This is a genomic window from Nocardioides sp. 31GB23 (assembly GCF_040012395.1).
In the GTDB taxonomy this organism is placed as follows: Bacteria; Actinomycetota; Actinomycetes; order Propionibacteriales; family Nocardioidaceae; genus Nocardioides; species Nocardioides salarius.
Genome location: NZ_JBDYKJ010000025.1, coordinates 22,986 through 47,243 on the forward strand (window position 1 = coordinate 22,986; position 24,258 = coordinate 47,243).

Consider the following 24,258-nt stretch of genomic DNA (forward strand, 5'->3'; position numbering starts at 1 on the left):
CGGCGTACGGGCCGGTCAGCGTGCACAGGGCGGGTCCGGGGCGGGGCCGTCCCCAGGGGCCTGTCGCCCACCGACGGCGGGGTGCAGCGGCTCCTAGCGTTCCCGACGAGCACCGGAACCGCCGGTGCCGGACCCCTCGGGAGCAGACATGACCACCTCCACCCAGCACCGCCCCGCCCACCAGTCCCGCCCGGGCCCGCGAGCCGGCGCGGGGCGCCGACTGGTGGTGGCCCTCGGCGCCGGCGCGGTCTGCACCGGCCTGGTGGTGGGCGCCGCGCAGGCCACCGAGTCCGCGCGCGACACCCGCGCTCCCGCGCCCGACACGATCATGCGCGTGACCGGCAACGCCGACGGTGGCTTCGGCATCCAGCACTACGACGGCTCGACCCAGTTCCCGCCCACGACGAGCGAGGCGATGGCCGAGTGCCAGGAGTACCCCAAGAAGATCGGGCGGGTGCGCTGCCGCAAGGAGGTCAAGGTCTGGTACCGCGACCTCGCCGACCTCAAGCAGGCGATCAAGTACGCCCGTCGCGTCGGCTGAGCCCGTGCCGCCCGGCGGTGGCAGGATCGAGCCATGGCAGCGGCCCCGATCGACGAGCTCTGGAACCGTGGCCTGGCGCGCGGACGCTCGTCCTACCGCGGCCGCGTGGCCCGGTGGAAGACCAAGCGCTGGCACATCGCCCAGTGCGCAGTGGCCGCCGCGGTCGCGTGGCTGGTGGCCTCCGAGCTGCTCGGGCACAGCGTGCCGGTCTTCGCCCCGATCGCCGCGGTGGTCAGCCTCGGCACCTCCTACGGCCAGCGCCTGCGCCGCGTCGCGGAGGTCACCGTGGGCGTGGCGGTGGGCGTCGGCCTGGCCGACCTGCTGGTCGCCTGGCTGGGGGCGGGCTGGTGGCAGCTGGGCGTGATCGTCGGGCTGGCGATGACCGTGGCCGTGCTCCTCGACGGCGGCACCCTGCTGGTCAACCAGGCCGCGATCCAGTCGGTCTTCGTGGTCGCCCTGCTGCCCGGCACCGGCGAGTCGCTGACCCGGTGGAGCGACGCGCTGGTGGGGGGCGCGGTGGCGCTGCTGGCCGCGACCGTGGTGCCGGCCGCCCCGCTGCGCCGACCTCGCGAGCAGGCCGCGGTGGTGCTGCGCAAGCAGGCCGACCTGCTGCGCGGCGCCGCCGAGGTGATCGTCGACGGCGACGCCGAGCGCGGCCTCGAGCTGCTCGCCGAGGCCCGCTCGACCGACCCGCTGCTGCGCGAGCTCAAGGCGGCGGCCGACGAGGGCATGGCGGTGGTGGCGTCCTCGCCGTTCCGGGTGCGGCACCGGCCCGAGATCCGGCGGATGGTCGACGTCGTCTCGCCGTTGGACCGCGCGATCCGCAGCACCCGGGTGCTGATGCGCCAGGTCGCGGTGGCGGCCTACCACCGCCGCCCCGTCCCGTCGTCGTACGCCGAGCTGGCCCGCGACCTCGCGCACGCCGTCGACGTCGTGGCGGCCGAGCTGGCGACCGACCGGGTGCCGGTCGCGGCGCGCTCGTTCCTGGTGCGCGTCGGGCTCGACTCGGGCCGCGTCGAGCGCTCCCCGGAGATGACCGGCGACGTGGTGCTGGCCCAGCTGCGCTCCATCGTGGTCGACCTGCTGATGCTCACCGGGATGGGCCAGCTGGAGGCCACCGACACGCTGCCGCCACCGCCGGGCTGAGGCTCTGGTCGACGTGAGCGACTCCACGTCGTGGGGGATTCGAGTCGCGTGCGGCGACCTGCCACCATCGCAGCATGCTCGAAGCGCGCGAGGCGAACCTCACCATCGACCTGTGCCTGCGGGTCGGTGAGCTGCTGCTCTCCTCGGGCGCCGGGGCGGCCGACGTCACCGCGACCATGCAGGGCGTGGCGCGCGAGCTCGGCATGCGCAACGCCGACGTCGACATCACCTTCACCTCGCTGGCGATGTCCTACCAGGCCAACCCGGAGGAGCCGGCGCTCGCGTCGGCCCGCCAGGTGACCCGCCGCGCCATCGACTACGACCACCTGACCCAGGTCGACCACCTGGTGCGCCGGGTCCTCGACGGCCTGGTCGACGTGCACGAGGCGCGCAGCGAGCTCGCCCAGATCGTCTCCACCGGCCACGACCGCCGGCGCTGGGCCGTGACCGGCGGCTGGGGCCTGATGTGCGGCGGCGTCGCGATCCAGCTGGGCGGCGGGCTGCTGGTGATCGCGCTGGCGGTGGTCTCGGCGATCCTCATCGACAAGGTGCAGGACCGGATGCAGCGCCGCCGGATGCCGTCGTTCTACCAGCAGGTCGTGGGCGGCGGCGTCGCCACGCTGCTGGCGCTGGGCGTGGGCGCCACCCCGCTCTCGGTCAACGTGTCGCTGGTCGTGACCGCCAACATCATCATGCTGCTGGCCGGCATCGGCTTCATGGGAGCGCTCCAGGACGCCCTCACCGGCTTCTACGTCACCGCCTCGGCCCGCCTGCTCGAGGCGTTCCTGGCCACCGCCGGGATCATCGCCGGGGTGACGGGCGGCCTGAGCGTGGCCAGCTCGCTGGGGGTGCGCATCCCGCAGCTCGAGCCGGGCGTGGCCAACCTGCAGTCGGCCGGCATGCTGGCGCTCGGCTCGGCCATCGCCGCCTCCGCCTTCGCCTACTCGACCTACGCGCCGCGGCGCATCCTCGTCCCGATCGCGCTGGTGGCGGGCACCGCCATCACGATCAGCCGGGTCATCGAGCTCGCCGAGGTCGGGCGCGCCTGGTCGGTGGCGATCGCGGCCCTCTTCGTGGGCCTGGTCAGCTTCACCGTCTCGGGGCGGATGCGGGTGCCGCCCCTGGTCGTGGTGGTGCCGGCGATCGTGCCGATGCTGCCCGGCCTGTCGATCTACCGCGGCCTGACCCTGCTCAGCGAGGGTGGCAGCGCGACCTCGCCGGGCCTGCTGGCCATGGTCGCGGCGATCTCGGTCGCGATCGCGCTGGCCAGCGGCGTGATCCTCGGCGAGTACGTCGCCCAGCCGCTCAAGCGCGAGGCGCAGCGCGTCGAGGCCCGCCTGGCCGGCCCGCGCCTGGTCGGCCCGGTGCACGTCATGAGCAGCACCCGTCGGCGCCGGCGCAAGCGCGCCGAGGCCGCCCGCGAGGCCGAGGAGACCGACGGCTCCTAGCGGGCCCGGTCCCGGCAGCCGGCGCCGGTGGTGGCCGCGAGGTGGTCCAGCCACCGCTGGGCGTGCCCGTCGTACGGCGTCGCGCCGGCCACGACCTGCCGGTGCACGCGTCCGCACCACTCGCGGGCCGCGGCTTGGACCTCGTCCGGGTAGCCGAACGCGACCCGGTGCTCCTCGAACTCGTCCTCGTCGTCGACGTAGACCCGCCCCTTCGACGTGCGCACCACGTCGAGGTCGAGGTCGACCGAGCGCAGCACGTCACCGTCCCAGACCGGGGGCGTGGCCAGGTCGACGTAGACCGAGGCCCAGATGCCCGGGGCGTGGAAGGTCGCGGCGTACCAGCCCTCGCGCGGGGCGAGGGTGACGGTGTCGACGGCGGAGTGGAAGCGCGCGCCGGGTCGCTCGTGCAGCACCCCGGCGGGCACCCCGATCCAGTCGCCCCACTCGTCCTCGCCGAGCAGCAGCCCGTCGAAGGACCAGTGCGGGCGCTCGCCCCACTTGCTCATCTCGACGCGGACCGGGCGGGGGTCGGGCAGGCTCACCCGCCCGACCCTAGCCGTGGGACCGGCCGGCTCAGACGACCGTCGCGTCCTGCGGCAGCACCTTCTTGGCGCTCCTGGCGATGATGTCCTGGTAGCGCGAGCCGGTGAGCTTGGCCAGGTGGTGCAGGGCGTGCGCGTCGATGCCGACCAGCACCCGCGCCTGGTTGCGGGTGATGCCGCGCACGATGATCTGCGCGGCCTTCTCGGGGGTCATCCGGGCCAGCTTCTTGTCGAACAGCTCGGCGGTCCTGGTCTTGTCCTCGCGCGCGGAGACCCGCGCGTTGCGGGCGATGGCGGTCTTGATGCCACCGGGGTGCACCGAGGTCACCCCGACGGGGTGCCCGGCGACCAGCATCTCCTCGCGCAGCGCCTCGGTCATGCCGCGCACGGCGTACTTGGCGGCGTTGTACATGCTCTGGCCGGGCATCGAGATCAGCCCGAAGAGCGAGGAGATGTTGACGACGTGGCCCTCGCCCGAGGCGATCAGGTGGGGCAGGAACGCCTTGGTGCCGTGCACGACGCCCCAGAAGTTGATGCCGATGATCCAGTCGATGTCGTCGTACTCGAGGTCGAGCAGGTCGCCGGCCAGCGCGACGCCGGCGTTGTTGACCACGACGTTGACGCGCCCGAAGTGCGCGACCACGGCCTCGGCGTAGGCCTCGAAGGCGGCCCGGTCGGCCACGTCGAGCCGGTCGCCGCGGACCTCGCGCGCGCCGGCGGCGCGGGCCAGCTCGACGGTGCCGGCCAGCCCGGTCTCGTCGACGTCGCTGAGGGCCAGGAGGGCGCCCTTGCCGGCCAGGTCTAGCGCGAGCGCGCGGCCGATGCCGGACGCCGCTCCGGTGATCACGACGACCTTGTCGCGGAGGTTCTTCATGCGGTCACTGCCTCTCGGTCGGTGCTGCTGGGGTGCGGGGGTGTCGTGGGCGAGCCGGGGGAGCCGGGCTCGGCGGTGACGGCGTACGCCGACACGTCGAAGCGCGCCAGCAGCCGGCGGAAGGCGAAGGTGGAGCGCGGCCACAGCGTGGTGTTGCGCCCGTGCTCGTCGAGGTACCAGCTCGAGCAGCCGCCGGTGGACCACACGGTGCGGCGCATCCGGCGCTGCAGGTCGTCGTTGAAGGTGGTGGTGGCCTGCTCGGTGGGCTCGACGCTGGCGTAGCGGTCGCGGCGCAGCGTGGCGATCGCGTCGCGCACGTAGGCGACCTGCGACTCGATCATGAAGACCATGCTGGAGTGGCCCAGCCCGGTGTTGGGGCCCACCAGCATGAACAGGTTGGGGAACTCCGGCACCGTGGTGCCCTTGTAGGCGGCCATCCCGGTCTCGTCCCACCGCTGCGCCAGCGTGCGGCCGGTGCGACCGGTGGTGTGGTGTGCGAAGGGCAGATCGGTGGCGGTGAAGCCGGTGGCCACCACCAGCACGTCGACCGGGCGCTCGGTGCCGTCGGCGCTCACGACGCCGGTGGCGCTGACCCGGGCGATGGGGTCGGTGACGAGCTCGACGTTGTCGGAGGCCACGGCGGGGTAGTAGCGGTTGGAGATCAGCACCCGCTTGCAGCCCAGCTCGAAGGTCGGGGTGAGGCGCTCGCGCAGGTCGGGGTCGGCCACGGCCTTGCGCAGGTTGGCCAGCGCGGCCTTCTTGGCCGGCAGCGCGATCCGGGCGTCGACGGTGAAGGCCGGCACGTAGGTCTCGCGGCCCCAGTAGATGGCCGAGCGGTAGGCGCGCTGCAGGCCGGGCACGTGGCGCAGCGCGGCCTTCTCGAGGGCGGTGTAGCGCCGGTCGTGGCGCGGCAGCACGTAGGGCGCGGTGCGCTGGTAGAGGTCGAGGTGGGAGACGACCTCCTGCAGCTCGGGCACGATCTGGATCGCCGAGGCGCCGGTGCCGATGACGGCCACCCGCTTGCCGCGCAGGTCGACCGAGTGGTCCCAGCGTGCGGAGTGGAAGACCTCGCCGGCGAAGTCGTCGATGCCCTCGATGTCGGGCAGCCGCGGCTCGGAGAGGCTGCCGGCGCCCATCAGCAGGGTGCGCGAGGTCCAGGTGGTGCGGCCCTCGGGGCCCTGGGTGACGACGCTCCAGCGCTGGGTCGCGTCGTCCCACGCCGCGTCGACGAACGCGCTGTGCAGCTCGACGCGGTCGAGGACCCCCGACTCGCGCGCCACCCGCTGCAGGTAGGCCTGGATCTCCGGCTGGGGCGAGAAGGACATCGACCAGTCGGGGTTGGGCGCGAAGGAGAAGGAGTAGAGCTGGCTGGGCACGTCGCAGGCGGCGCCGGGGTAGCTGTTGTCGCGCCAGGTGCCACCCACGTCGCCTCCCTTCTCGACGACCACCAGGTCGTGCTCGCCGTCCTCGGCGAGCTTGATCGCGGCGCACAGGCCGGCGAAGCCGGCGCCGACGACGAGGTGGTCGACGGTCCGGGTGCGGGAGGGAGCGGCAGTGGACATGCGTGCACGCTATTGCGGCTATTGAATGAGTGTCAATAGAATGGTGCTCGTGAGTCCCCACACGCCTGCACCCCGCACCCGGCTGAGCCCCGAGCAGCGCCGCTCCCAGCTGCTCGACCTCGGCGTGCGGCTGCTGGCCACCCGCTCGGTCGACGAGCTGAGCATCGACCTGCTCGCGGAGGAGGCGGGCATCTCGCGAGGCCTGCTCTACCACTACTTCGGCAACAAGCACGCCTTCCACGAGGCGGTCGTGCGCCGTGCGGCCGACGACCTGGTCAGCCAGACCGCGCCGCCGGTGGAGGGTGACCCGGTGCACCGGCTGCTGGTCTCGGTCACGGCTTACGTCGACTACGTGGACGCCAACTACGAGGGCTACCTGTCGCTGGTGCGCGGCGCCGCCAGCGGCAACGAGACGCTGCGCGAGATCTACGAGGACGCCCGGCGGGCCCTGACCGACCGGATCTTCGAGGAGGACCCGAACGGCAACCTGGTGCCCGACACCCCCGCCGCCCGGCTGCTGGCGCGCGGCTGGGCGGCGATGGTGGAGGAGCTGGTGCTGCGCTGGAAGGTGCAGCCCGACGGGGTCTCCCGCGACGAGCTGCTGGCGCTGATCGCCGGCTCGCTGCCGGCGCTGGCCCAGCTGCTGCCCGAGCAGCAGTAGGGCCGGCGCGGGAGCGGACCGGCGCGGGCCCTCAGGCTCCGCGCACGACCTCGGCGAGCTGGTCGAGGCCCCAGGCGAGGTCCTCGGCGGAGATGACCAGCGGCGGGGCCAGGCGGATGGTCGAGCCGTGGGTGTCCTTGGCGAGCACGCCGCGGGCCATCAGGGCCTCGCACACCTCGCGCCCGGTGCCGACGGCCGGGTCGATGTCGATGCCGGCCCACAGCCCGCGCACCCGCACCGCCAGCACGCCGTGGCCCACCAGGGCCTCGAGGCGCTCGCGCAGGATGGTGCCGAGCTCGGCCGCGCGGGCCTGGTGCTCGCCGGTGGCCAGCATCCGCACCACGGCCAGGCCCACGGCGCAGGCCAGCGGGTTGCCGCCGAAGGTGGAGCCGTGCTGGCCGGGCTGCAGGACGCCGAGCACGTCGCGGTCGGCGACGACGGCCGAGACCGGCACGATGCCGCCGCCGAGCGCCTTGCCGAGCACGTAGAGGTCGGGCACGACGTCCTCGTGGTCGGAGGCGAAGGTCTTGCCGGTGCGGCCCAGGCCGGCCTGGATCTCGTCCATGGCCATCAGCACGTCGGTGCGGGTGCACAGCTCGCGCAGGTCGCGCAGGAAGCCGTCGGGGGGCAGCACGACGCCGCCCTCGCCCTGGATCGGCTCCATCAGCACGCCGACGGTGTTCTCGTCGATCGCGGCCTCCACGGCGGCGATGTCGCCGTAGGCCACCATCTCGAAGCCGGGGGCGAAGGGGCCGAAGCCGTCACGGGCGTCGGGGTCGTCGGAGAAGCCGACGATGGTGCTGGTGCGGCCGTGGAAGTTGCCGGTGGCCACGATGATCTTGGCCTGGCCGGGGGTGACGCCCTTGACCTCGTAGCCCCACTTGCGCATCACCTTGATGGCCGTCTCGACGGCCTCGGCGCCGGTGTTCATCGGCAGCACCAGCTCCTTGCCGCACAGGTCGCCGAGCTCGGCGCAGAAGTCGGCGAACTGGTCGTGCACGAACGCGCGGCTGGTCAGCGTGAGCCGGTCGAGCTGCTCGTGCGCGACGCGCAGCAGCTCGGGGTGGCTGTGGCCGAAGTTGAGCGCGGAGTAGCCGGCCAGCAGGTCGAGGAAGCGGTTGCCCTCGACGTCGGTCATCCACGCGCCCTCGGCGTGCTCGACCACGACCGGCAGCGGCTTGTAGTTGCGGGCCGTGCGGGCCTCGCTGCGCTGGAACAGCTCGCTGCTGGAGCGGGACTCGGTCGCGGACGCCGTCATGGCTTCCTCCTGCTGCGTCGAAGGTGGCCGGCACGGCATCGGCGTGCAGGTCGTGGGAGATCGTGCGGTGCTACGACTCCCAGGGGAGCAGATCGGAGCCCGAAAACCAAGATCGCGCGCGATCGTACGGCGGCGCCAGCCGCCCCCGCGGCCGGGGCGTTGACCGTCGGGGCGCCGTCGCGGCATACCCTGCCGCCTGACACGCGGTCTGGTGCCGCTCCGCCCGACCGTCTGGACCGTTCCATGCTCCTCCCGCGCGCGCACGCCTCCGTGCTCTCCGCTCTCCTCCTCGCCGCCCTCCTCCTGGGGGTCACGGCCCCCGTCTCCGCCGAGGACGCCGCCGGTGTCGACGTCGGCTCCCGGTCCGCCACGGTCGTCTTCCCCGACGTCAGGGGGATCAACCCCGACCGGGACGAGTACGTCGTCGAGGTCGCCGACAACGACTACGACCGGCTACGAGCCTCCTGGCAGGGGCACCGGACCGAGCTGGCCCTGGACGGCCCCACCGTGGTCGGGCTTCCCGTGGACGGCAAGAGCGTCGTCCGCGTCGAGGGTTGCGTGAAGCGGTCCTGCACCGAGATCGCGCGCTCGCCGCGCCTCGTCGTGCTGCGCGCGCTGCACGCGTCGTGGGGCCGCACCGTCCGGGTGGCTGAGGGCAAGGTGGTCGCCCGCGCCACCATCGACAGCCCGTTCCCGGCCGGGGAGGGCAGTGTCGCCTGGGAGGTCCTGGGCCCCGACCCCTCGGCAGCTCCGCTGGCCAGCGGGCAGACCGGGTACGAGGCGCGCCGGCTCACGGCGGGCTCGAGGCTGACCTTCTACCCGGTCGTCCCCGCAGGGCTCCCCGAGGGCGCGCACGTGCTGCGGGCCCGCCTCTCCCACACCTCCACGACGTACGGCGACCTGGAGGGCGAGGTGAGCGGCACCGTCGTGGTGGACCGGACCGCCCCGGTCATCGGCTCGCTGAGCCTGTCCCGCGACACGGTCTACCCGCCGCGTGACGAGTACCAGGACACCACCACCATCAAGGTCTCGGGCCCCGCCGACGTGGCCGGCGGCAGCTACGTGGCCGAGGACGCCGCCGGCGAGGTCGTCGCGCGCGGCGGGCTCGGCAAGCGTCCGGGCAAGCGGCTCTGGGTCACGAGCTGGCGCGGCGAGCGCAACGGCAGGAGCCTGCCCACGGGCGACTACCTCGTGCGCACGACCCTGGTCGACCGGGCGGGCAACCGGAGCGCGCCCGTGGAGACCACGGTCTCGGTGGTGGCCCAGCGCATGGCGGAGCGCAAGATCGACCTGCGGTTGCGCCCGACCGACGTGGAGATCGACCGCGACGTGGGCCGGTGCGCGCGGGTGAAGAGCCCGTCCTCGCGCCGGGTCCCCGGATCGATCGGCCTGTTCTCGGGGCTGCGTTGCGACAAGGCGGACCAGGAGCACGCCGTCACCGCGAACGGCGTCTACCTCCCGCCCTCCGCGGGCGGCCGCTACGAGAAGGTCCAGCTGCGCGTCAGGGGCGGCCGCTCCAAGCGGCACCGCAACGGCGCGCTGCCCTACCTCGTCGTCCACCTCGAGGACCGGAAGGGTCGGCTCGTCGAGCGCACCCAGCTGGGCAGCCGCTACAAGGAGTGGCGCCTCGACGAGGTCGGCGACGACATGGTGCACGACCGCAAGACGGATCGGCCCTACATCATCTGGCACGTCGGCCTGACCCAGGGCAGCCGCTACGACGTCGACGAGTACCGGGTGCGCGGTCGCTACCGCGAGCTGGTGGACGTCGCCACCGGCTGAGCGCCGACCCGGCTCGTTCGAACCAGCCGAGTCGGCCGGGTGTGGGGGTGTTTGAGAGGATCGGCGGGTCATGGACGCGGCAGGTACGACGGCACCCGAGCCGAGCAGCAGCCCGTTCGAGATCTCGTACCCGCCCGAGCTGCCGGTCACCCAGCGCCGTGAGGACATCGCCGAGGCGATCCGCGACCACCAGGTCGTCGTGGTCGCCGGCGAGACCGGGTCGGGCAAGACCACCCAGCTGCCGAAGATCTGCCTCGAGCTGGGCCGGGGGCGCTCCACCGAGCACACCGCGCGTGACGGGAAGACCCGCAAGCGCGGCGGGCTCATCGGGCACACCCAGCCCCGGCGGATCGCGGCCCGCTCGGTCGCCGAGCGGATCGCCGACGAGCTCGGCCGGCCGCTGGGCGAGGAGTCGGTGGTCGGCTACCAGGTGCGCTTCACCGACCGCACCTCGCGCTCCACCCGGGTCAAGCTGATGACCGACGGCATCCTGCTCGCCGAGCTGCAGCGCGACCGGATGCTGTGGAAGTACGACACGATCATCATCGACGAGGCCCACGAGCGCTCCCTCAACATCGACTTCCTGCTCGGCTACCTCAAGCGGCTGCTGCCGCGCCGGCCCGACCTCAAGCTGGTCATCACCTCGGCCACCATCGACGTCGAGCGCTTCGCCTCCCACTTCGCCGACCGCGACGGCAACCCGGCGCCGGTCGTCGAGGTCTCGGGTCGCACCTATCCCGTCGAGGTCCGCTACCGGCCCCTCCTCGACCTCGGCGAGGACGACGACGAGGGCGAGCCGGTGCAGCGCGACCAGACCGAGGCGATCGTCGACGCGGTGCGCGAGCTGAGCGCCGAGGGTCCGGGCGACGTGCTGGTCTTCCTGCCCGGCGAGCGCGAGATCCGCGACACCGCCGACGCCCTGGCCGAGCTGACCACCTCGACCCGCGGTGGCGGCACCGAGGTGGTGCCGCTCTACTCGCGGCTCTCGGCCGCCGAGCAGCACCGCGTCTTCTCCTCCCACACCGGGCGCCGCATCGTGCTGGCCACCAACGTCGCCGAGACCTCGCTGACCGTGCCGGGCATCCGGTACGTCGTCGACACCGGCGTCGCGCGGATCTCGCGCTACTCCGCACGCACCAAGGTGCAGCGGCTGCCGATCGAGCCGATCAGCCAGGCCTCGGCCAACCAGCGCTCCGGGCGCTGCGGCCGCGTCGCGGCCGGCATCGCGATCCGGCTCTACTCCGAGGAGGACTTCGAGGGCCGCCCCGAGTTCACCGACCCCGAGATCCTGCGCACCAACCTGGCCAGCGTCATCCTGCAGATGACCAGCCTGGGCCTCGGCGACGTTGCCGGCTTCCCGTTCGTCGAGCCGCCCGACCGGCGCAACGTCGCCTCCGGCGTGCAGCTGCTCGAGGAGCTCGGCGCCCTGCAGGTGGGCGGCGAGAAGGAGCCGCGGCTGACCCGGGTGGGCCAGCGGCTGGCCCGGATGCCCCTCGACCCGCGCCTGGGCCGGATGGTGCTCGAGGCCGAGCGCCTGGGCTGCCTGCGCGACGTGCTGGTCATCACCGCTGCGCTGAGCCTGCAGGACCCCCGCGAGCGGCCGGCCGAGCAGCGCGCACAGGCCGACCAGCAGCACGCCCGCTTCAACGCCGAGGAGTCCGACTTCCTCACCTGGCTCAACCTGTGGCGCTACGTCAAGGAGCAGCAGAAGGAGCTGAGCTCGAGCGCGTTCCGGCGGATGTGCAAGCGCGAGCACCTCAACTACCTGCGCGTGCGCGAGTGGCAGGACTTCGAGTCCCAGCTGCGCCAGGTCTGCAAGGAGATGGGCCTCGACCTGGGCGGGAGCGGCTCGTCGGGCGGCGCGGCGTACGACGCCGACGGCATCCACCAGGCCCTGCTCTCGGGACTGCTCAGCCAGATCGGGCTGCTGGAGGAGCGCGAGAAGCCGCCGCCGGGGGCCAAGCCCAAGGGCCGCCGCCCGATGCGCGAGTACCAGGGCGCCCGCGGCGCCCGCTTCGCGATCTTCCCCGGCAGCGCGCTGTCGCGGAAGAACCCCGCGTACGTGATGGCCGGCGAGCTCGTCGAGACCAGCCGGCTGTGGGCGCGCCAGGTGGCGGCGATCGACCCCGCGTGGGCCGAGCGGCTGGGCGGCGACCTGGTCAAGCGCACCTGGTCGGAGCCGCACTGGAGCACCAAGCGCGCCGCGGTGATGGCCTACGAGCGCGCCACCCTGTACGGCGTCCCGCTGGTCGCCGACCGGCTCGTCTCCTACGGCAAGGTCGACCGCGAGGTCGCTCGTGAGCTGTTCATCCGCCACGCCCTGGTGCAGGGGGAGTGGCGCACCAACCAGAAGTTCCTCGAGCGCAACCGCGCCCGTCTCGAGGAGGCCGCCGAGCTCGAGCACCGGGCCCGCCGGCGCGACATCGTCGTCGACGAGGAGACCCTCTTCGACTTCTACGACGCCCGGGTCGGCCCCGAGGTCGTCAGCGGCGCTCACTTCGACCAGTGGTGGAAGAAGGAGCGCCAGCGCAACGGCCGGCTCCTCGACCTCGACCCCTCGATGCTGACCCACGACACCGCCGAGGAGGTCCGCGCCGACGACTACCCCGAGCAGTGGGAGGGCGAGGGGCTGACCTTCTCGATCGCCTACCACTTCGAGCCGGGCGCCGCCGACGACGGCCTGACCATCGACGTGCCGGTCGCCACCCTCAACCGGGTCGCCGCCGACGACTTCTCCTGGAACGTGCCCGGCCTGCGCGAGGAGCTGGTCACCAGCCTGATCCGCAGCCTGCCCAAGAACCTGCGGGTCAGCTTCGTGCCCGCCCCCGACCGGGCCCGCGACTTCCTGCGCGACACGCCGCCGGGCGAGGAGACGCTGCTCGACGCGCTCGAGCGCTGGTGCCGGGCCACCGCCGGCGTCGTGGTGCCGCGCGAGGCGTGGGACTGGGCCAAGGTGCCCGAGCACCTGCGCCCCACCTACCGCGTCGTCGACGACCACGGCCGCGAGCAGGCCCGCGGCAAGGATCTCGAGGCGCTCAAGGCGCCGCTGCGCGGGCAGTTCACCCAGGCGCTCGCCGACGTGGCCACCGACTCCGGCCTGGCCCGCACCGGCGAGACCACCTGGGTCTTCGGCGACCTCGAGTCCTCCTTCACCCAGAAGCGCGCCGGCCACGAGGTCACCGCCTTCCCCGGCCTCGTCGACGAGGGCGCCACCGTGGGGCTGCAGGTCGCCGGCTCCGAGGACGAGCGCGACGCCCGGCACCGGCTCGGGGTGCGCCGCCTGCTGCTGCTCGACCTCGACCGCGGCGGCGACGCCTCGGTCAAGCGGGTGCTCGACAGCCTCGACAACGCCCAGAAGCTCGGCCTCGCCGGCTCGCCCTACTCCTCGGTGGCCGAGCTGCTCGAGGACTGCCGGGCCGCGGTCGTGCAGGACGCCGTCGACGCGCGGCCAGCGGTGCGCACCCGGGCGGCGTACGACGCGCTGCTGGGGGTCGTGGGCGGCGACCTGGAGGCCCGGCTGCGCGGCGTGCTGGCCGACGTGGTGCGGGTGCTGGAGGTGTGGCGGCGCGCCGAGAAGACGCTGTCGGGGCGCGCGGAGATGATGGTGCTGCCGGCGCTGACCGACATGCGCGCCCAGCTCGAGCGGCTGGTGCACCGCGGCTTCGTCGCCCAGGCCGGCCCGGCGCGGCTGCGCCGCTACCCCACCTACCTCGCCGCGCTGCTGGCCCGGCGCGAGAAGCTCGACGGCGGACACCTGGCGGTGAGCCAGGACCGGCGGCTGATGGACGCGGTGGCCGAGCTGCAGGAGTCCTACCTGCACCGCCTGGCCGCGCTGCCCGAGGGCCGCCCACCGGGCGAGGCGCTGCGCCGGGTGCGCTGGATGCTGGAGGAGTACCGCGTCTCGCTGTGGGCCCAGCAGCTGGGCACCGACGGGCCGGTCTCCGACCAGCGGATCCGCAAGGTGCTGGGCTGAGCCCACCCCCGGCCACCCCCGGCGTAGCGTGGAACAGGTGAGCAGCGAGCAGCCACGGCCCCACCACCGCCCGATGCAGATGACCAGCGCCTTCTTCGACGACGTCGAGGGCGGGGTCGATCCCGCCCTGGTCACCGAGGCCGCCGACCGCGCCGCCCAGCTCCTGGTGCGCGGGGCCCGCGAGAGCGACGACGAGGCGGTCGCCGAGCGGCTGCTGCACCTGGCCGACACCGAGGGGATCGAGGCCGTGGCCGAGGTCTGGGCGGGCTCGCCCGCCGACTCGCTGGCCGGCTGCCTGTGGCGGCTCTACCTGCTGCGCGCCTGGGTGCACGCCGAGCCGGTGCGTGCCGCGGGGGAGTTCGAGGAGGGCCGCAGCCGGGCACCCGTCGCCCGCGTGGTCGCCGGGGTCGCGGAGCCGCCGGGCCCCGAGGAGCTCAAGGCGATGGTCGACGAGGTGCTGCGCGGGATCGCGAGCGGTGACTTCGCCGACGTGCTCTTCCGCGGCGCCGCCTTCGCGCGGGTCGTCAGCGCCGGCCGCGCGGGTCGCGCCGACACCGTCCACGACGACGTACGCCGCATGCTCGCGGTCGCCGAGCAGCTCGAGGCCGCGGGCCACGCCGAGCTGGCCGGGCGCCTGGCCTGAGCGCCGGCCCGAGCGCTGGCCGGGCGCCTGGGCGCACCTGTGCAGACCGGACTTGAGTCGTGCGGCTCAGCGTTTATGCTGGACCACGGTGCGCCGGACCGCGGCAGCCCCGGGTCCCACATATAGCCGCTACGAGCGGCCACGCGCCGTGAGGCGCTCCCGGTCCGGCGTACCATCACGTGCCTCATGAGCATCGTGTCGAAGGCGTTCGCCAAGGCCCGCCGATCGAGCGCCCCCCGCGCGGGCGGGCGGCTGCTGCGACGCGTCCCCCGCGTGCGCTACGCGCCGCTGAGCGACGGGCGGCCCGACCCGGGCGAGGTGGTGTGGGCGTGGGTGCCCTACGAGGAGGACGCCTCGCAGGGCAAGGACCGCCCGGTGCTGCTGCTGGCCTCCGACCGCACCCACGTCTACGGGCTGATGCTCACCAGCCAGGACCACGACCGCGACGCCGCCGACGAGGCCCGCTGGGGCCGGCACTGGATGGACGTCGGCTCGGGCGGCTGGGACCGCGAGCGACGCCCGAGCGAGGTGCGGCTCGACCGGCTGCTGCGCCTGGACCCCGCCCACGTGCGCCGCGAGGGTGCGGCGCTGGACCGGCCGGTCTTCGACGCGGTCGTCGCCCGGGCCCGGCGCTTCCACCGCCTGGGGTGAGGGAGAGGCTGCTCACGTTGCGCGATCGTGACCGTGCTCGGCCCCGGCCTCGCGGCGGTGCTGGATAGGGTGGCGCGGCAGATCCCCGACGGACGAGGTGGCAGTGGAGAGCAAGCGCAGGCAGGCCCGGCGGGGTGCGGCCACGATCGTCGCCCTGCTGTCCCTCGGGCTCGTGGCCACCGCGTGCGACAGCGACGCCGGCAACGGCGAGCCGCTGCCCGGGCCCGACCCGGTGCCGGCGCCGCAGGCCAAGACGGAGCTGACCCTGGCCGTGTGGGGCAAGGAGGCGGAGGTCGCGGGCTACCAGCGCGTCGTCGACGAGTACAACCAGACCTCCACCACCAGCACGGTGACCCTCGAGTCGTGGGCCGACCGCGACGAGCTCGACGACGCCCTGCGCGCCGGTGAGGCCAGCCCCGACGTCTACCTCGCCTCGCGGCGCGACCTGACCTTCCTGCGCGAGGAGGGCTACGCGACCCCGGTCGACGAGCTGCTCGACGAGCGCTCGGTCGAGTTCGGGGACGGCTACTCGCGCGACGCCCTCGAGGCGTTCTCGGCCGACACCCGGCTGCAGTGCATGCCCTTCGGTGTCTCACCGATGGTGATCTACCGCAACACCGACCTCGTCGACTTCGAGCGGATGGTCGAGCTCGAGCTCGACACGCCCTCGCCCGAGTCGAACCGCTTCACCTTCGACGAGTTCGCGGCCGCGGCCGAGTTCGCCACCAAGCCGCGCCGGCGCAGCAAGGGCGTCTACATCGAGCCGTCCCTGCGCGGCCTGGCACCGTTCGTCTACTCCGGCGGCGGCGAGATCTTCGACGACGGTGACACGCCGACCTCGTTGGCGCTCTCGAGCGACGAGTCGCGCGACGCCCTCGAGCGCACCCTCGAGCTGCTGCGCCGCCCGAGCCTGACCCTCACCGAGGAGCAGCTCGACAAGGCCACGGCCCAGGAGTGGTTCGAGCGCGGCCGGCTCGGGATGATCGCGGGCTACCGCGACCTGGTGCCCGAGCTGCGCGACGTCGAGGGCCTGGAGTTCGACGTGCTGCCGATGCCGACGCTCGACTCCTCGGCGACCATCGGCGACCTGACCGGCCTGTGCCTCAACCCCGCCACCGAGTCGATCGCCGACGCCGCCGACCTGCTGGTGCACATGATCTCCGACGAGGTGGTCAGCGAGCTGACCCGCACCGGCTACCTGGTGCCGGCCAACCAGCAGGTCGCGCTCACCGAGGACTTCACCCAGCCCGCCCTGCAGCCGGACCGCTCCGACGTCTTCACCTCGGCCGTGCGCTCGATGCGGGTGCCCCCGCTGCTCGACACCTGGACCCAGCTGCAGCGCCTGGTGGACGGGCCGATCGCCGAGCTGGTCAACGCGCCGGGCGTGCTCGACCTCGAGACCGCCACCGAGGTGATCGACGAGCTGTCGCGCCAGGTGCTGGAGCCGGAGGCCGACGAGACCGAGGAGTCCGACTCGGGGGAGACCGACTCCGAGGGATAGTCCCTGACCCTGCTCACCGCGACGCGCGGGTGGGCGGTGCGGAACGTCTGGGACTATCCGCCCGCGGGCTCGGCAGCCCCGGGCTCGATCGGGTCGGCGGGCGGCTCGGGCTCGACGTCGCCGCCGAGCACGGCGTCGACCACCACGGGGCCGACGAGGCCGACCTGCCAGGGGCGCGCGCCCATCGCGGCGAGCGCCTCGGCGACGGCCTCGGCCAGCTCCTGCGGATCGCGGGTCGACGGCGGCGCCCACAGCACGCGGCGCAGCGAGTCGGGGGTCAGCAGGTTCTCCAGCGGCATGCCGTGCTCCTCGGCCAGCGCGCTCATCGCCTCGCGGGCCAGCACCAGGCGGCGGGCGGCGACCGGGTCGCGGTCGGCCCAGGCGCGCGGGGGAGGGGGGCCGTCGGTGCGCGGGTTGCGCGCCGGCAGCTCGGCCTCGGGCAGCTCGGCCACCTCGCGCAGCACGGCGGCGAAGCGCGCGGAGTAGCGGTCGGCGCCACGCCCGTGGAAGCCCTTGAGCGCCATCAGGGTCGCGCGGTCGGTGGGCAGGGTGGGAGCCGTGGCGGCGGCGGTCAACGCGGAGTCGGGCACGATGCGGCCCGGGGTCACGTCGCGCTGCTCGGCGATCTCGTCGCGCAGCTCCCACATCGCCTTCACCGCGCCCAGGGCCCGACGACCGCGGACCTTGTGCAGGCCCGACGTACGCCGCCAGGCATCGACACGCACCGGCTGCTCGAAGCCGCGCAGGGCGTCGAACTCCTGGCGCGCCCAGTCGTCCTTGCCGGTCGCGACCAGCTCGTCCGCGATCAGGTCGCGCAGCTCGATGAGGACCTCGACGTCGAGGGCGGCGTACTCGAGCCAGGGCCGCGGCAGCGGACGCGTCGACCAGTCGACGGCCGAGTGCTCCTTCTTCATCCGGCGCCCGATGAGGGTCTCGACGAGGGTGGCCAGGCCGACGCGGGGGTAGCCCAGCAGCCGGCCGGCCAGCTCGGTGTCGAAGAGCTCGGTGGGCCACAGGCCCTCGGCGCGCAGGCAGGGCAGGTCCTGGGTGGCCGCGTGCAGGATCCACTCGGCCTCGCCGATGGCCTCCTGCAGCGGGGCCAGGCCCTCGAAGGCGATCGGGTCGAGCAGGTGGGTGCCCGAGCCCTCGCGGCGCAGCTGGATCAGGTAGGCCCGGTTGGAGTAGCGGTAGCCCGAGGCCCGCTCGGCGTCGATGGCCACCGGCCCCTGGCCGCCGGCGATCGCCTCGCACAGCGCCAGCAGCCCCGCCTCGGTGTCGACGACCTCGCCGAGCCCGTCGCGCAGGGTCAGCAGCGGGGCCGGCTCGACCTCCTCGACGGGCTCGACCGGCTCGGTCTGCTCGACAGACGGGGTGGGGGCGGTGGTCTCGGTGGTGTCGGTGGGCTCGGCCGAGCCGGTGGGCCCGACCTCCTCGGAGCGGGTCGCCATCAGCGCGCGCCGCGCTGACCGCGCCGGCTCGGCAGCACCGCGACCCCGTCGGGCACCGGCTCGAGACCGGCGGCGGTGCACAGCAGCTCGCCCCAGGCCTCGACGTGCGGGGCGGTGTCGGGCACCCCGTCGTCGCCGAGCGCCGGGGTCCACGACGCGCGGACCTCGATCTGGGCGGTCCCGCCCTCCTCGGACATCGAGCCGAAGGCCTCGGTGGCCACCCGGGTGACGGTGCCGGACTGGTGCGAGTACGCCGCGCCGTGCGCGTCGAGCGCGTCGGTCAGCCAGCTCCAGCCGACGCCGGCCAGCAGCGGGTCGCTGACCAGGTCGACCTCGATCTCGGCGCGGGCGTAGGCCACGCAGCGGAAGGTGCCGCCCCAGGCGTCGTTGCCCTCGGGGTCGTGCAGCAGGATGATCCGCCCGGTGGCCACGTCGGTGTCGTCGACGGTGACGTCGGCGCTGAGGGCCGAGGACCAGGGCGCGATGCGCTGCGGGGCGGGCATCTCCTCGCACAGCACCTCGGGTCGCAGGCGCGCCGTGCGCAGCCCGGCGACGGCCGCGGTGAACTCGGCGGGGGCAGCGGGCACCCCGGCGCCGGGGTGCGTCTCCTGGCGGACGACCATGCCCCCAGGGTAGGCGCGAGGGCGTCGAACCGATGTGCGAACACGCCGTGGCACCTGCGACCCTTGCCCTGTGAGCACTGCCGCCGACCCGTCCGGTCAGACCAGCCCCGCCCACGACAGCGCGTTCCTGCGTGCCGCCCGGGGGCAGGACGTGCCGCACACGCCGGTGTGGTTCATGCGCCAGGCCGGGCGCTCGCTGCCCGAGTACCTGCGCGTGCGCGAGGGCGTCGCGATGCTCGACGCCTGCATGGACCCCGAGCTGGTCGTGGAGATCACGATGCAGCCGGTGCGCCGCTACGGCGTCGACGCCGCCATCTTCTTCTCCGACATCGTGCTGCCGCTCAAGGCGGTCGGCGTCGACCTCGACATCGTGCCCGGTGTCGGGCCCGTGGTCGCCGAGCCGGTGCGCACCCTGGCCGACGTCGAGCGGATCCCCGACCTGACCCCCGAGCACGTCGGGTTCATCACCGAGGCCGTGCGCGGGCTGGTCGGCGAGCTGGGCTCGACCCCCCTGATCGGCTTCGCCGGCGCCCCCTTCACCGTCGCCTCCTACCTCGTCGAGGGCGGGCCCTCGAAGGAGCACGCCAAGACCAAGGCGATGATGTTCGGTGCCCCCGAGGTGTGGGACGCGCTGATGCGCAAGATAGCCGGGATGGCGGCCTCCTACCTGGAGGTGCAGGTCGCGGCCGGCGCCTCGGCCGTGCAGCTCTTCGACTCCTGGGCCGGGGCGCTGACCCCCGCCGACTACGCCGAGCACGTCGCGCCGCACTCCACCGCGGTGCTCGAGCGCGCGGGCGCCCTGGGCGTGCCCCGCATCCACTTCGGGGTCGGCACCGCCAACCTGCTCGACCTGATGGGCGAGGCCGGCGCCGACGTCGTCGGCGTCGACTGGCGCACCCCGCTCGAGCGCGCGATCCCGCTGGTCGGCGACCGGGCGGTGCAGGGCAACCTCGACCCGACCCTGGTCTTCGCCCCCACCGACGTGATGACCGCCCGGGCCGCCCAGGTCATCGAGGCCGGCCGCGCCGCCCGCGGGCACATCTTCAACCTCGGCCACGGCGTCATCCCCGCCACCGACCCCGACCAGCTGGCGCGCCTGACCGAGTTCGTGCAGGGCTACCCGCTCGAGCAGCGCTGACCCCGCTGGGCCCGCAGCTCAGGCGGCCGCACGGCGGCGGCGTACGACCGGACGCAGCAGCAGCCAGGCCGGCGCCCCGAGCAGCAGCCCCAGCGCCACGAAGGGCAGCACCGCCCCGGTGACGGTGGCCAGGCCCAGCAGCACCGTGGTCAGGCCGTCCCAGCCGGCCCGCAGGCCGGAGAGGAAGCCGGCCTCGACGGGCTCGGGCTCGGTGCGCGCGGCGTCGGCGGGCTCGACGTGCACGGTGATCGTCGACATCGACGTCTGGTCGGCCAGGTAGGCCTGCTGGCGCAGCAGCGAGTTGAGCCGCTCCTGGCGCTGGGTCAGCTGCTGCTCGACGGCGACCACGTCGCGGATCGAGCCGGCGCGCTGCAGCAGCTCCTCGATGCGGGCGATGCTCGCGCGCTGCACCCGGATGCGCACCCGGGTGTCGACGACCTGGGTGGTGACGTCCTCGCTGGTCGAGGTGGAGGCATCGAGGTCGGCGACCTTCTCGAGCTCGTCCATCGCCTCGGTGAACTCCGCGCTGGGCACCCGCAGCACCAGCCGCGCGTCGCGCACCTCGCCCTCCTGGTCGGTGCGGGTCTCGCTGTCGGTGACCTGCCCGCGGTAGCGGTCGGCGACCTTCTGCACGTCGAAGCGGGTGTCGGCGACGTCGTCGCTGCGCAGCGAGACGGTGCCGGTGGAGATGAGCGCCGGCTGCTGGGCCTCCACCGCGTCGACGGCCCCCGCCTCGGCGCCCCCCGCCTCGGCGACGGACTCGTCGGTCGAGCCGCCCGCCGAGGAGAAGGCGTTGCGCCCGGCGCGGTCCTCGACCGCGGAGTCGGCGCCCGACATCGGCGCCGCCTCGCCGGAGGAGGAGTCGGACCCGCCGCCGGAGCCCGAGCAGGCGCTCAGCGTGGTGAGCAGGGCGAGGCAGGTGCCGGCGAGCAGCAGCCGGGGCGAGGTGGCGTCCATGGGGGTGGGACGCCGCCCGTGACCGCCCGGTTCCCGGGGCGGGTGGGCGTGCCAGCATGGGGGGCGTGCGCAGGGACGTCGTGGTCGTCGGGGGCGGGATCGCCGGGCTGGCGGCCGCCCACCAGCTGGCCCTGGCCGGGCGTGACGTGCTCCTGCTCGAGGGCTCGCCCGAGACCGGCGGCAAGCTGCGGGTCCGCGAGGTGGCCGGCGTGGGCGTCGACGTGGGGGCCGAGGCGATGCTCAACCGGCGCCCCGAGGGCGTCGACCTGGCCCGGGCGGTCGGTCTCGAGGTCGAGCACCCCGCCGTGGTGTCGTCCCGGATCTGGACCGGGGGGTCGCTGCGGCCGCTGCCGCGCTCGCTGATGGGTGTGCCGCTCGACCTCGACCAGCTCGAGGCCTCGGGCGTCCTCGACGACGAGGCCCTGGCCCGGGTGCGGGCCGAGCCGTCGCTGCCGCCCACCGACGTCGGCGACGACCTCAGCGTCGGCGACCTCGTCGACGCGCGGCTGGGTCCCGCGGTCACCGACCTGCTCGTCGAGCCGCTGCTGGGCGGGGTGTACGCCGGTCGCGCCCGGCGGATCTCCGCGCGCGCGGCCGTGCCCCAGCTGGTGGCGATGGCCGAGCGCGGCTCGCTGGTCGAGCAGGGCGCGGCGATGGCGCCCGCGGGTGCGACGTACGCCGCCCCGGTCTTCGCGGGCATCGCCGGCGGCATGGGCCGGCTGCCCGGCGTGCTGGTCGAGGCGGTGCGCGCGGCCGGCGGCGAGGTGCGCACCGGCGCGACCGTGCGGGTGCTGGCCCGCGACGGCGCCGGCTTCCGGCTGACCGTGGGGCCCACGACCGCGCCGGAGACCATCACCGCCGACGCCGTCGTGCTGGCCACCCCGGCCGCCGCGACCGCGCGCCTGCTGGGCGAGGTGGCCCCGGTCGCGGCCGAGGCGCTGGCCGGCGTCGAGGCCGCCTCGGTCGGGGTCGTCACGCTCGCCTTCGCGGTCGACGACGTGCCCGACCTAGTCACCAGCGGCTCGTCGGGGTTCCTGGTGCCGCCGGTGGAGGGGCGCGCGATCAAGGCCTCGACCTTCTCGTGCACGAAGTGGGCGTGGGTGCGCGAGGCCGGCGCCGCCCAGGGTGTCGTGCACCTGCGCACCTCGATCGGCCGGCACGGCGACGAGGCCGCCCTGCAGGCCCCCGACGAGCGGCTCGTCGAGCTCTCGCTGGCCGACCTGAGCGCCGCTGTGGGGCTGCGGGCCCGGCCCGTCGACACCCACGTGCAGCGGTGGGGCGGCGGGCTGCCGCAGTACGCCGTGGGCCACCTGGCGCTGGTCGCGCGGGTGCGCGCCGCGGTGGGCGAGGTGCCGGGGCTCGCCGTCTGCGGGGCGGCGTACGACGGCGTGGGGATCCCGGCGGTGATCGGCTCGGCGCGCCTGGCGGTCGATCGGGTGAGCGGCTGACGGGTCGTTCGGGGCAGTTGGCACAATGAGCCCATGAGCGACACCCAGAGCAACGCCTCCCGGGTCCGGGAGATCAACGACTCGATCCGCTACACGATGTGGTCGGTCTTCCGCCTGCGCGACGTGCTCGGCGACGGCGCCGACCGTGCCGCCGAGGCGGCCGAGGTCGAGGAGCTCCTCGAGGCGCTCGCGGGCGACGACGTGGTGGTGCGCGGCGTCTACGACGTCAGCGGGCTGCGCGCCGACGCCGACGTGATGGTCTGGACCCACGCGGTCGACTCGGTGCAGCTGCAGGACGCCTACCACCGCTTCCGCCGCACCGCCTTCGGCGCCCGGCTCGAGCCGGTGTGGTCGCAGATGGCGCTGCACCGCCCGGCCGAGTTCAACAAGAGCCACGTGCCGGCCTTCCTCGCCGACGAGGAGCCCAAGCAGCACATCTGCGTCTACCCCTTCGTGCGCTCCTACGAGTGGTACCTGCTCGAGGACGACGAGCGCCGCGCGATGCTCGCCGAGCACGGCAAGATGGCGCGCGACTACAAGGACGTGCGCGCCAACACCGTGGCCAGCTTCGCCCTCGGCGACTACGAGTGGATGCTGGCCTTCGAGGCCGACGAGCTCTACCGCATCGTCGACCTGATGCGGCACCTGCGCGGCTCCACCGCCCGCCGCCACGTGCGCGAGGAGGTGCCGTTCTACACCGGCGCCCTGACTCCCGTCCCCGACCTCCTGCACCGTCTGCCCTGACCCGGCCCGAATCGCGCGCTGACCCGGCCTGAATCTCACGCTGACCCGGCCCATATCTCGCGTCGACCCGGCCTGGACCTACGCCCGTGCGAGAGGTGCAGGTCCGGGCCGGCTCGATGCGAAGAACGGGCCGGCTCGGCGCGAAGTCTGGGCCGGGTCAGCGGGAGATCTGGGCCGGGTCGGCGATGATGGAACCCCCGCCCGAGAGGAACCGTCCCACCCCCATGCGCACCCCAGCCCGCCGGCGTACGACCGGTCTCGCCCTGCTCGTCGCCCCGCTGCTGCTGGTCTCCGCGTGCGGCGGGGGAGAGGACGAGGTGGCCGTCGACGACGGCGCGGCGAGCTCGCCGGCGCCCCTGGAGCCGCAGCCGACGCCCGGCTCGGTGCGCACCCGCGACCTGGTGATGGTGATGGACACCGGTGAGGGGCCCGAGATGTGCCTGGGCCCGGTGGCGGAGTCCTACCCGCCGCAGTGCAGCGGCCCCGCCATCGAGGGCTGGCGCTGGCGCGACCAGCAGGCCTTCGACAAGGCCGGCGACGTGCGCTGGGGCTACTTCGCGCTCACCGGCGACTGGGACGGCACCACCTTCACCGTCTCCGACGCGATCCCCGCGGCGCTCTACAGCCCGGTGCGCGAGGACGAGCAGGACCCGCCCCCGCCGCTGCGCCAGCGCGACGAGGCCTCGATCAACGAGATCGCCCGCGAGGTGAGCGGGCTGCCGGGCGTGGTCGGCACCTACGTCGAGGACAACCAGGTCGTCGCCGAGGTGGCCTACGACGACGGCGCGCTGCAGCAGCGCCTCGACGAGCAGCACGGCGCCAACGCGGTGCTGGTCGTCCCGCAGCTCGTCGACGCGGGCTGAGCGACCCAGAGCCCGGCCGCCCTGGCGGGCTCAGCCCGCGACGGGCCCGGAGCCGTCGGCCGGCTCGAGGGTCATGCTGACCGAGTTGATGCAGTAGCGGTCACCGGTCGGGGTGCCGTAGCCGTCGGGGAAGACGTGGCCCAGGTGCGAGCCGCACCCGGCGCAGCGGACCTCGACCCGCTTCATGCCGTGCGAGGTGTCCTCGATGTACTCGATCGTCTCGCTGATCGGCTGGTAGAACGACGGCCAGCCGCAGCCCGAGTGGAACTTGGTGTCGGACTCGAACAGCTTGGCCTGGCACGCCTTGCAGCGGTAGACGCCGGTCGTCTCGGTGTCGGTCAGCCGCCCCACGCCGGCGCGCTCGGTGCCCGCCTGGCGCAGCACGGCGTACTCCTCGGGTGAGAGCTGCTCGCGCCACTCGGCGTCGGTCTTCTCCACGTCGTAGCCCATGCCTC

At 74.1% G+C, this 24,258-nt stretch carries 21 protein-coding genes; 13 read left to right on the forward strand and 8 right to left on the reverse strand.

The window, feature by feature from the left end; translation table 11 throughout:
- The first annotated feature begins 148 nt into the window (after positions 1-148).
- The 3 genes from ABKW28_RS09965 to ABKW28_RS09975 all read left to right on the forward strand — a co-directional run bounded on the left by ABKW28_RS09965 (position 149) and on the right by ABKW28_RS09975 (position 3,135).
- Positions 149-541 (forward strand): hypothetical protein, encoded by a 393-nt coding sequence (locus tag ABKW28_RS09965; RefSeq protein WP_348608899.1) that lies wholly within the window; start codon positions 149-151, stop codon positions 539-541.
- A 33-nt stretch (positions 542-574) separates the two neighbouring features.
- Positions 575-1,687 carry an FUSC family protein gene (locus tag ABKW28_RS09970; protein ID WP_348608901.1) on the forward strand — a complete coding sequence of 371 codons (1,113 nt, stop codon included), beginning with the start codon at positions 575-577 and terminating at the stop codon, positions 1,685-1,687.
- Positions 1,688-1,761: 74 nt separating this feature from the next.
- On the forward strand, positions 1,762-3,135 hold the full coding sequence (locus ABKW28_RS09975; RefSeq protein ID WP_348608904.1) for a threonine/serine exporter family protein: 1,374 nt from the start codon (positions 1,762-1,764) through the stop codon (positions 3,133-3,135).
- Here ABKW28_RS09975 and ABKW28_RS09980 read toward each other — a convergent pair.
- The 3 genes from ABKW28_RS09980 to ABKW28_RS09990 are packed head-to-tail and all read right to left on the reverse strand — an operon-like array spanning position 3,132 to position 6,113.
- Complete coding sequence (locus tag ABKW28_RS09980) at positions 3,132-3,677, reverse strand: DUF402 domain-containing protein (protein ID WP_348608906.1); 546 nt, start codon at positions 3,675-3,677, stop codon at positions 3,132-3,134. The two genes, ABKW28_RS09975 and ABKW28_RS09980, sit on opposite strands and share 4 nt — an antisense overlap.
- A 31-nt stretch (positions 3,678-3,708) precedes the next feature.
- Positions 3,709-4,551 carry an SDR family NAD(P)-dependent oxidoreductase gene (locus ABKW28_RS09985; RefSeq protein ID WP_348608909.1) on the reverse strand — a complete coding sequence of 281 codons (843 nt, stop codon included), beginning with the start codon at positions 4,549-4,551 and terminating at the stop codon, positions 3,709-3,711.
- Positions 4,548-6,113: an NAD(P)/FAD-dependent oxidoreductase gene (locus ABKW28_RS09990; protein ID WP_348608911.1), complete on the reverse strand. Its 1,566-nt coding sequence runs from the start codon at positions 6,111-6,113 to the stop codon at positions 4,548-4,550. Before ABKW28_RS09990 ends, ABKW28_RS09985 begins: the two co-directional genes overlap by 4 nt.
- Before the next feature lie 49 nt (positions 6,114-6,162).
- Between ABKW28_RS09990 and ABKW28_RS09995 the strand changes: the two genes are divergently transcribed.
- Positions 6,163-6,774 carry a TetR/AcrR family transcriptional regulator gene (locus tag ABKW28_RS09995; protein ID WP_307823032.1) on the forward strand — a complete coding sequence of 204 codons (612 nt, stop codon included), beginning with the start codon at positions 6,163-6,165 and terminating at the stop codon, positions 6,772-6,774.
- 31 nt (positions 6,775-6,805) lie between these two features.
- Here the strand turns inward: ABKW28_RS09995 and rocD are convergent, their stop codons facing one another.
- Positions 6,806-8,032 carry an ornithine--oxo-acid transaminase gene (gene rocD, locus ABKW28_RS10000; protein ID WP_341229749.1) on the reverse strand — a complete coding sequence of 409 codons (1,227 nt, stop codon included), beginning with the start codon at positions 8,030-8,032 and terminating at the stop codon, positions 6,806-6,808.
- Between the two features lie 243 nt (positions 8,033-8,275).
- On the opposite strand from rocD, the gene ABKW28_RS10005 reads away from it, so the two are divergent.
- From ABKW28_RS10005 to ABKW28_RS10025, 5 genes are all read left to right on the forward strand, one after another.
- Positions 8,276-9,814 carry a hypothetical protein gene (locus ABKW28_RS10005; RefSeq protein ID WP_348608914.1) on the forward strand — a complete coding sequence of 513 codons (1,539 nt, stop codon included), beginning with the start codon at positions 8,276-8,278 and terminating at the stop codon, positions 9,812-9,814.
- A gap of 70 nt (positions 9,815-9,884) precedes the next feature.
- Positions 9,885-13,787: an ATP-dependent RNA helicase HrpA gene (gene hrpA / locus ABKW28_RS10010; RefSeq protein ID WP_348608916.1), complete on the forward strand. Its 3,903-nt coding sequence runs from the start codon at positions 9,885-9,887 to the stop codon at positions 13,785-13,787.
- 37 nt (positions 13,788-13,824) lie between these two features.
- Positions 13,825-14,430: a hypothetical protein gene (locus ABKW28_RS10015; RefSeq protein WP_307823033.1), complete on the forward strand. Its 606-nt coding sequence runs from the start codon at positions 13,825-13,827 to the stop codon at positions 14,428-14,430.
- Positions 14,431-14,616: 186 nt separating this feature from the next.
- Positions 14,617-15,081 (forward strand): type II toxin-antitoxin system PemK/MazF family toxin, encoded by a 465-nt coding sequence (locus ABKW28_RS10020; RefSeq protein WP_348608919.1) that lies wholly within the window; start codon positions 14,617-14,619, stop codon positions 15,079-15,081.
- 103 nt (positions 15,082-15,184) lie between these two features.
- Entirely contained in the window at positions 15,185-16,582 is a 1,398-nt protein-coding gene (locus ABKW28_RS10025; RefSeq protein ID WP_348608921.1) for an extracellular solute-binding protein, read from the forward strand.
- 53 nt (positions 16,583-16,635) lie between these two features.
- On the opposite strand, the gene ABKW28_RS10030 is transcribed toward ABKW28_RS10025, so the two are convergent.
- Together ABKW28_RS10030 and ABKW28_RS10035 are read right to left on the reverse strand one after the other, a co-directional pair.
- Positions 16,636-18,030, reverse strand: a complete 1,395-nt coding sequence (locus ABKW28_RS10030) for an HRDC domain-containing protein (protein WP_348608924.1) — start codon at positions 18,028-18,030, stop codon at positions 16,636-16,638.
- Positions 18,030-18,653, reverse strand: coding sequence for a DUF3000 domain-containing protein (locus ABKW28_RS10035; protein WP_341231602.1), 624 nt, complete (start codon positions 18,651-18,653; stop codon positions 18,030-18,032). The genes ABKW28_RS10030 and ABKW28_RS10035 overlap by 1 nt, the downstream gene beginning before the upstream one ends.
- Before the next feature lie 70 nt (positions 18,654-18,723).
- Here ABKW28_RS10035 and hemE point away from each other — a divergent pair, with 70 nt between their 5' ends.
- Positions 18,724-19,791: a uroporphyrinogen decarboxylase gene (gene hemE / locus ABKW28_RS10040; protein WP_348608927.1), complete on the forward strand. Its 1,068-nt coding sequence runs from the start codon at positions 18,724-18,726 to the stop codon at positions 19,789-19,791.
- 18 nt (positions 19,792-19,809) lie between these two features.
- On the opposite strand, the gene ABKW28_RS10045 is transcribed toward hemE, so the two are convergent.
- The gene (locus ABKW28_RS10045; protein WP_348608929.1) at positions 19,810-20,748 is read right to left on the reverse strand and encodes a DUF4349 domain-containing protein; all 939 of its coding nucleotides are present in this window, start codon (positions 20,746-20,748) and stop codon (positions 19,810-19,812) included.
- Positions 20,749-20,813: 65 nt separating this feature from the next.
- On the opposite strand from ABKW28_RS10045, the gene hemG reads away from it, so the two are divergent.
- From hemG to ABKW28_RS10060, 3 genes are all read left to right on the forward strand, one after another.
- A complete protein-coding gene (gene hemG / locus ABKW28_RS10050; RefSeq protein WP_348608932.1) occupies positions 20,814-22,196 on the forward strand; it encodes a protoporphyrinogen oxidase in 1,383 nt (460 codons plus the stop codon).
- Between the two features lie 33 nt (positions 22,197-22,229).
- Positions 22,230-22,940 (forward strand): hydrogen peroxide-dependent heme synthase, encoded by a 711-nt coding sequence (gene hemQ / locus ABKW28_RS10055; RefSeq protein ID WP_193666934.1) that lies wholly within the window; start codon positions 22,230-22,232, stop codon positions 22,938-22,940.
- A 224-nt stretch (positions 22,941-23,164) separates the two neighbouring features.
- The gene (locus ABKW28_RS10060; protein ID WP_348608935.1) at positions 23,165-23,803 is read left to right on the forward strand and encodes a hypothetical protein; all 639 of its coding nucleotides are present in this window, start codon (positions 23,165-23,167) and stop codon (positions 23,801-23,803) included.
- Positions 23,804-23,833: 30 nt separating this feature from the next.
- On the opposite strand, the gene msrB is transcribed toward ABKW28_RS10060, so the two are convergent.
- A complete protein-coding gene (gene msrB / locus ABKW28_RS10065; RefSeq protein WP_193666936.1) occupies positions 23,834-24,253 on the reverse strand; it encodes a peptide-methionine (R)-S-oxide reductase MsrB in 420 nt (139 codons plus the stop codon).
- Positions 24,254-24,258: the final 5 nt, after the last annotated feature.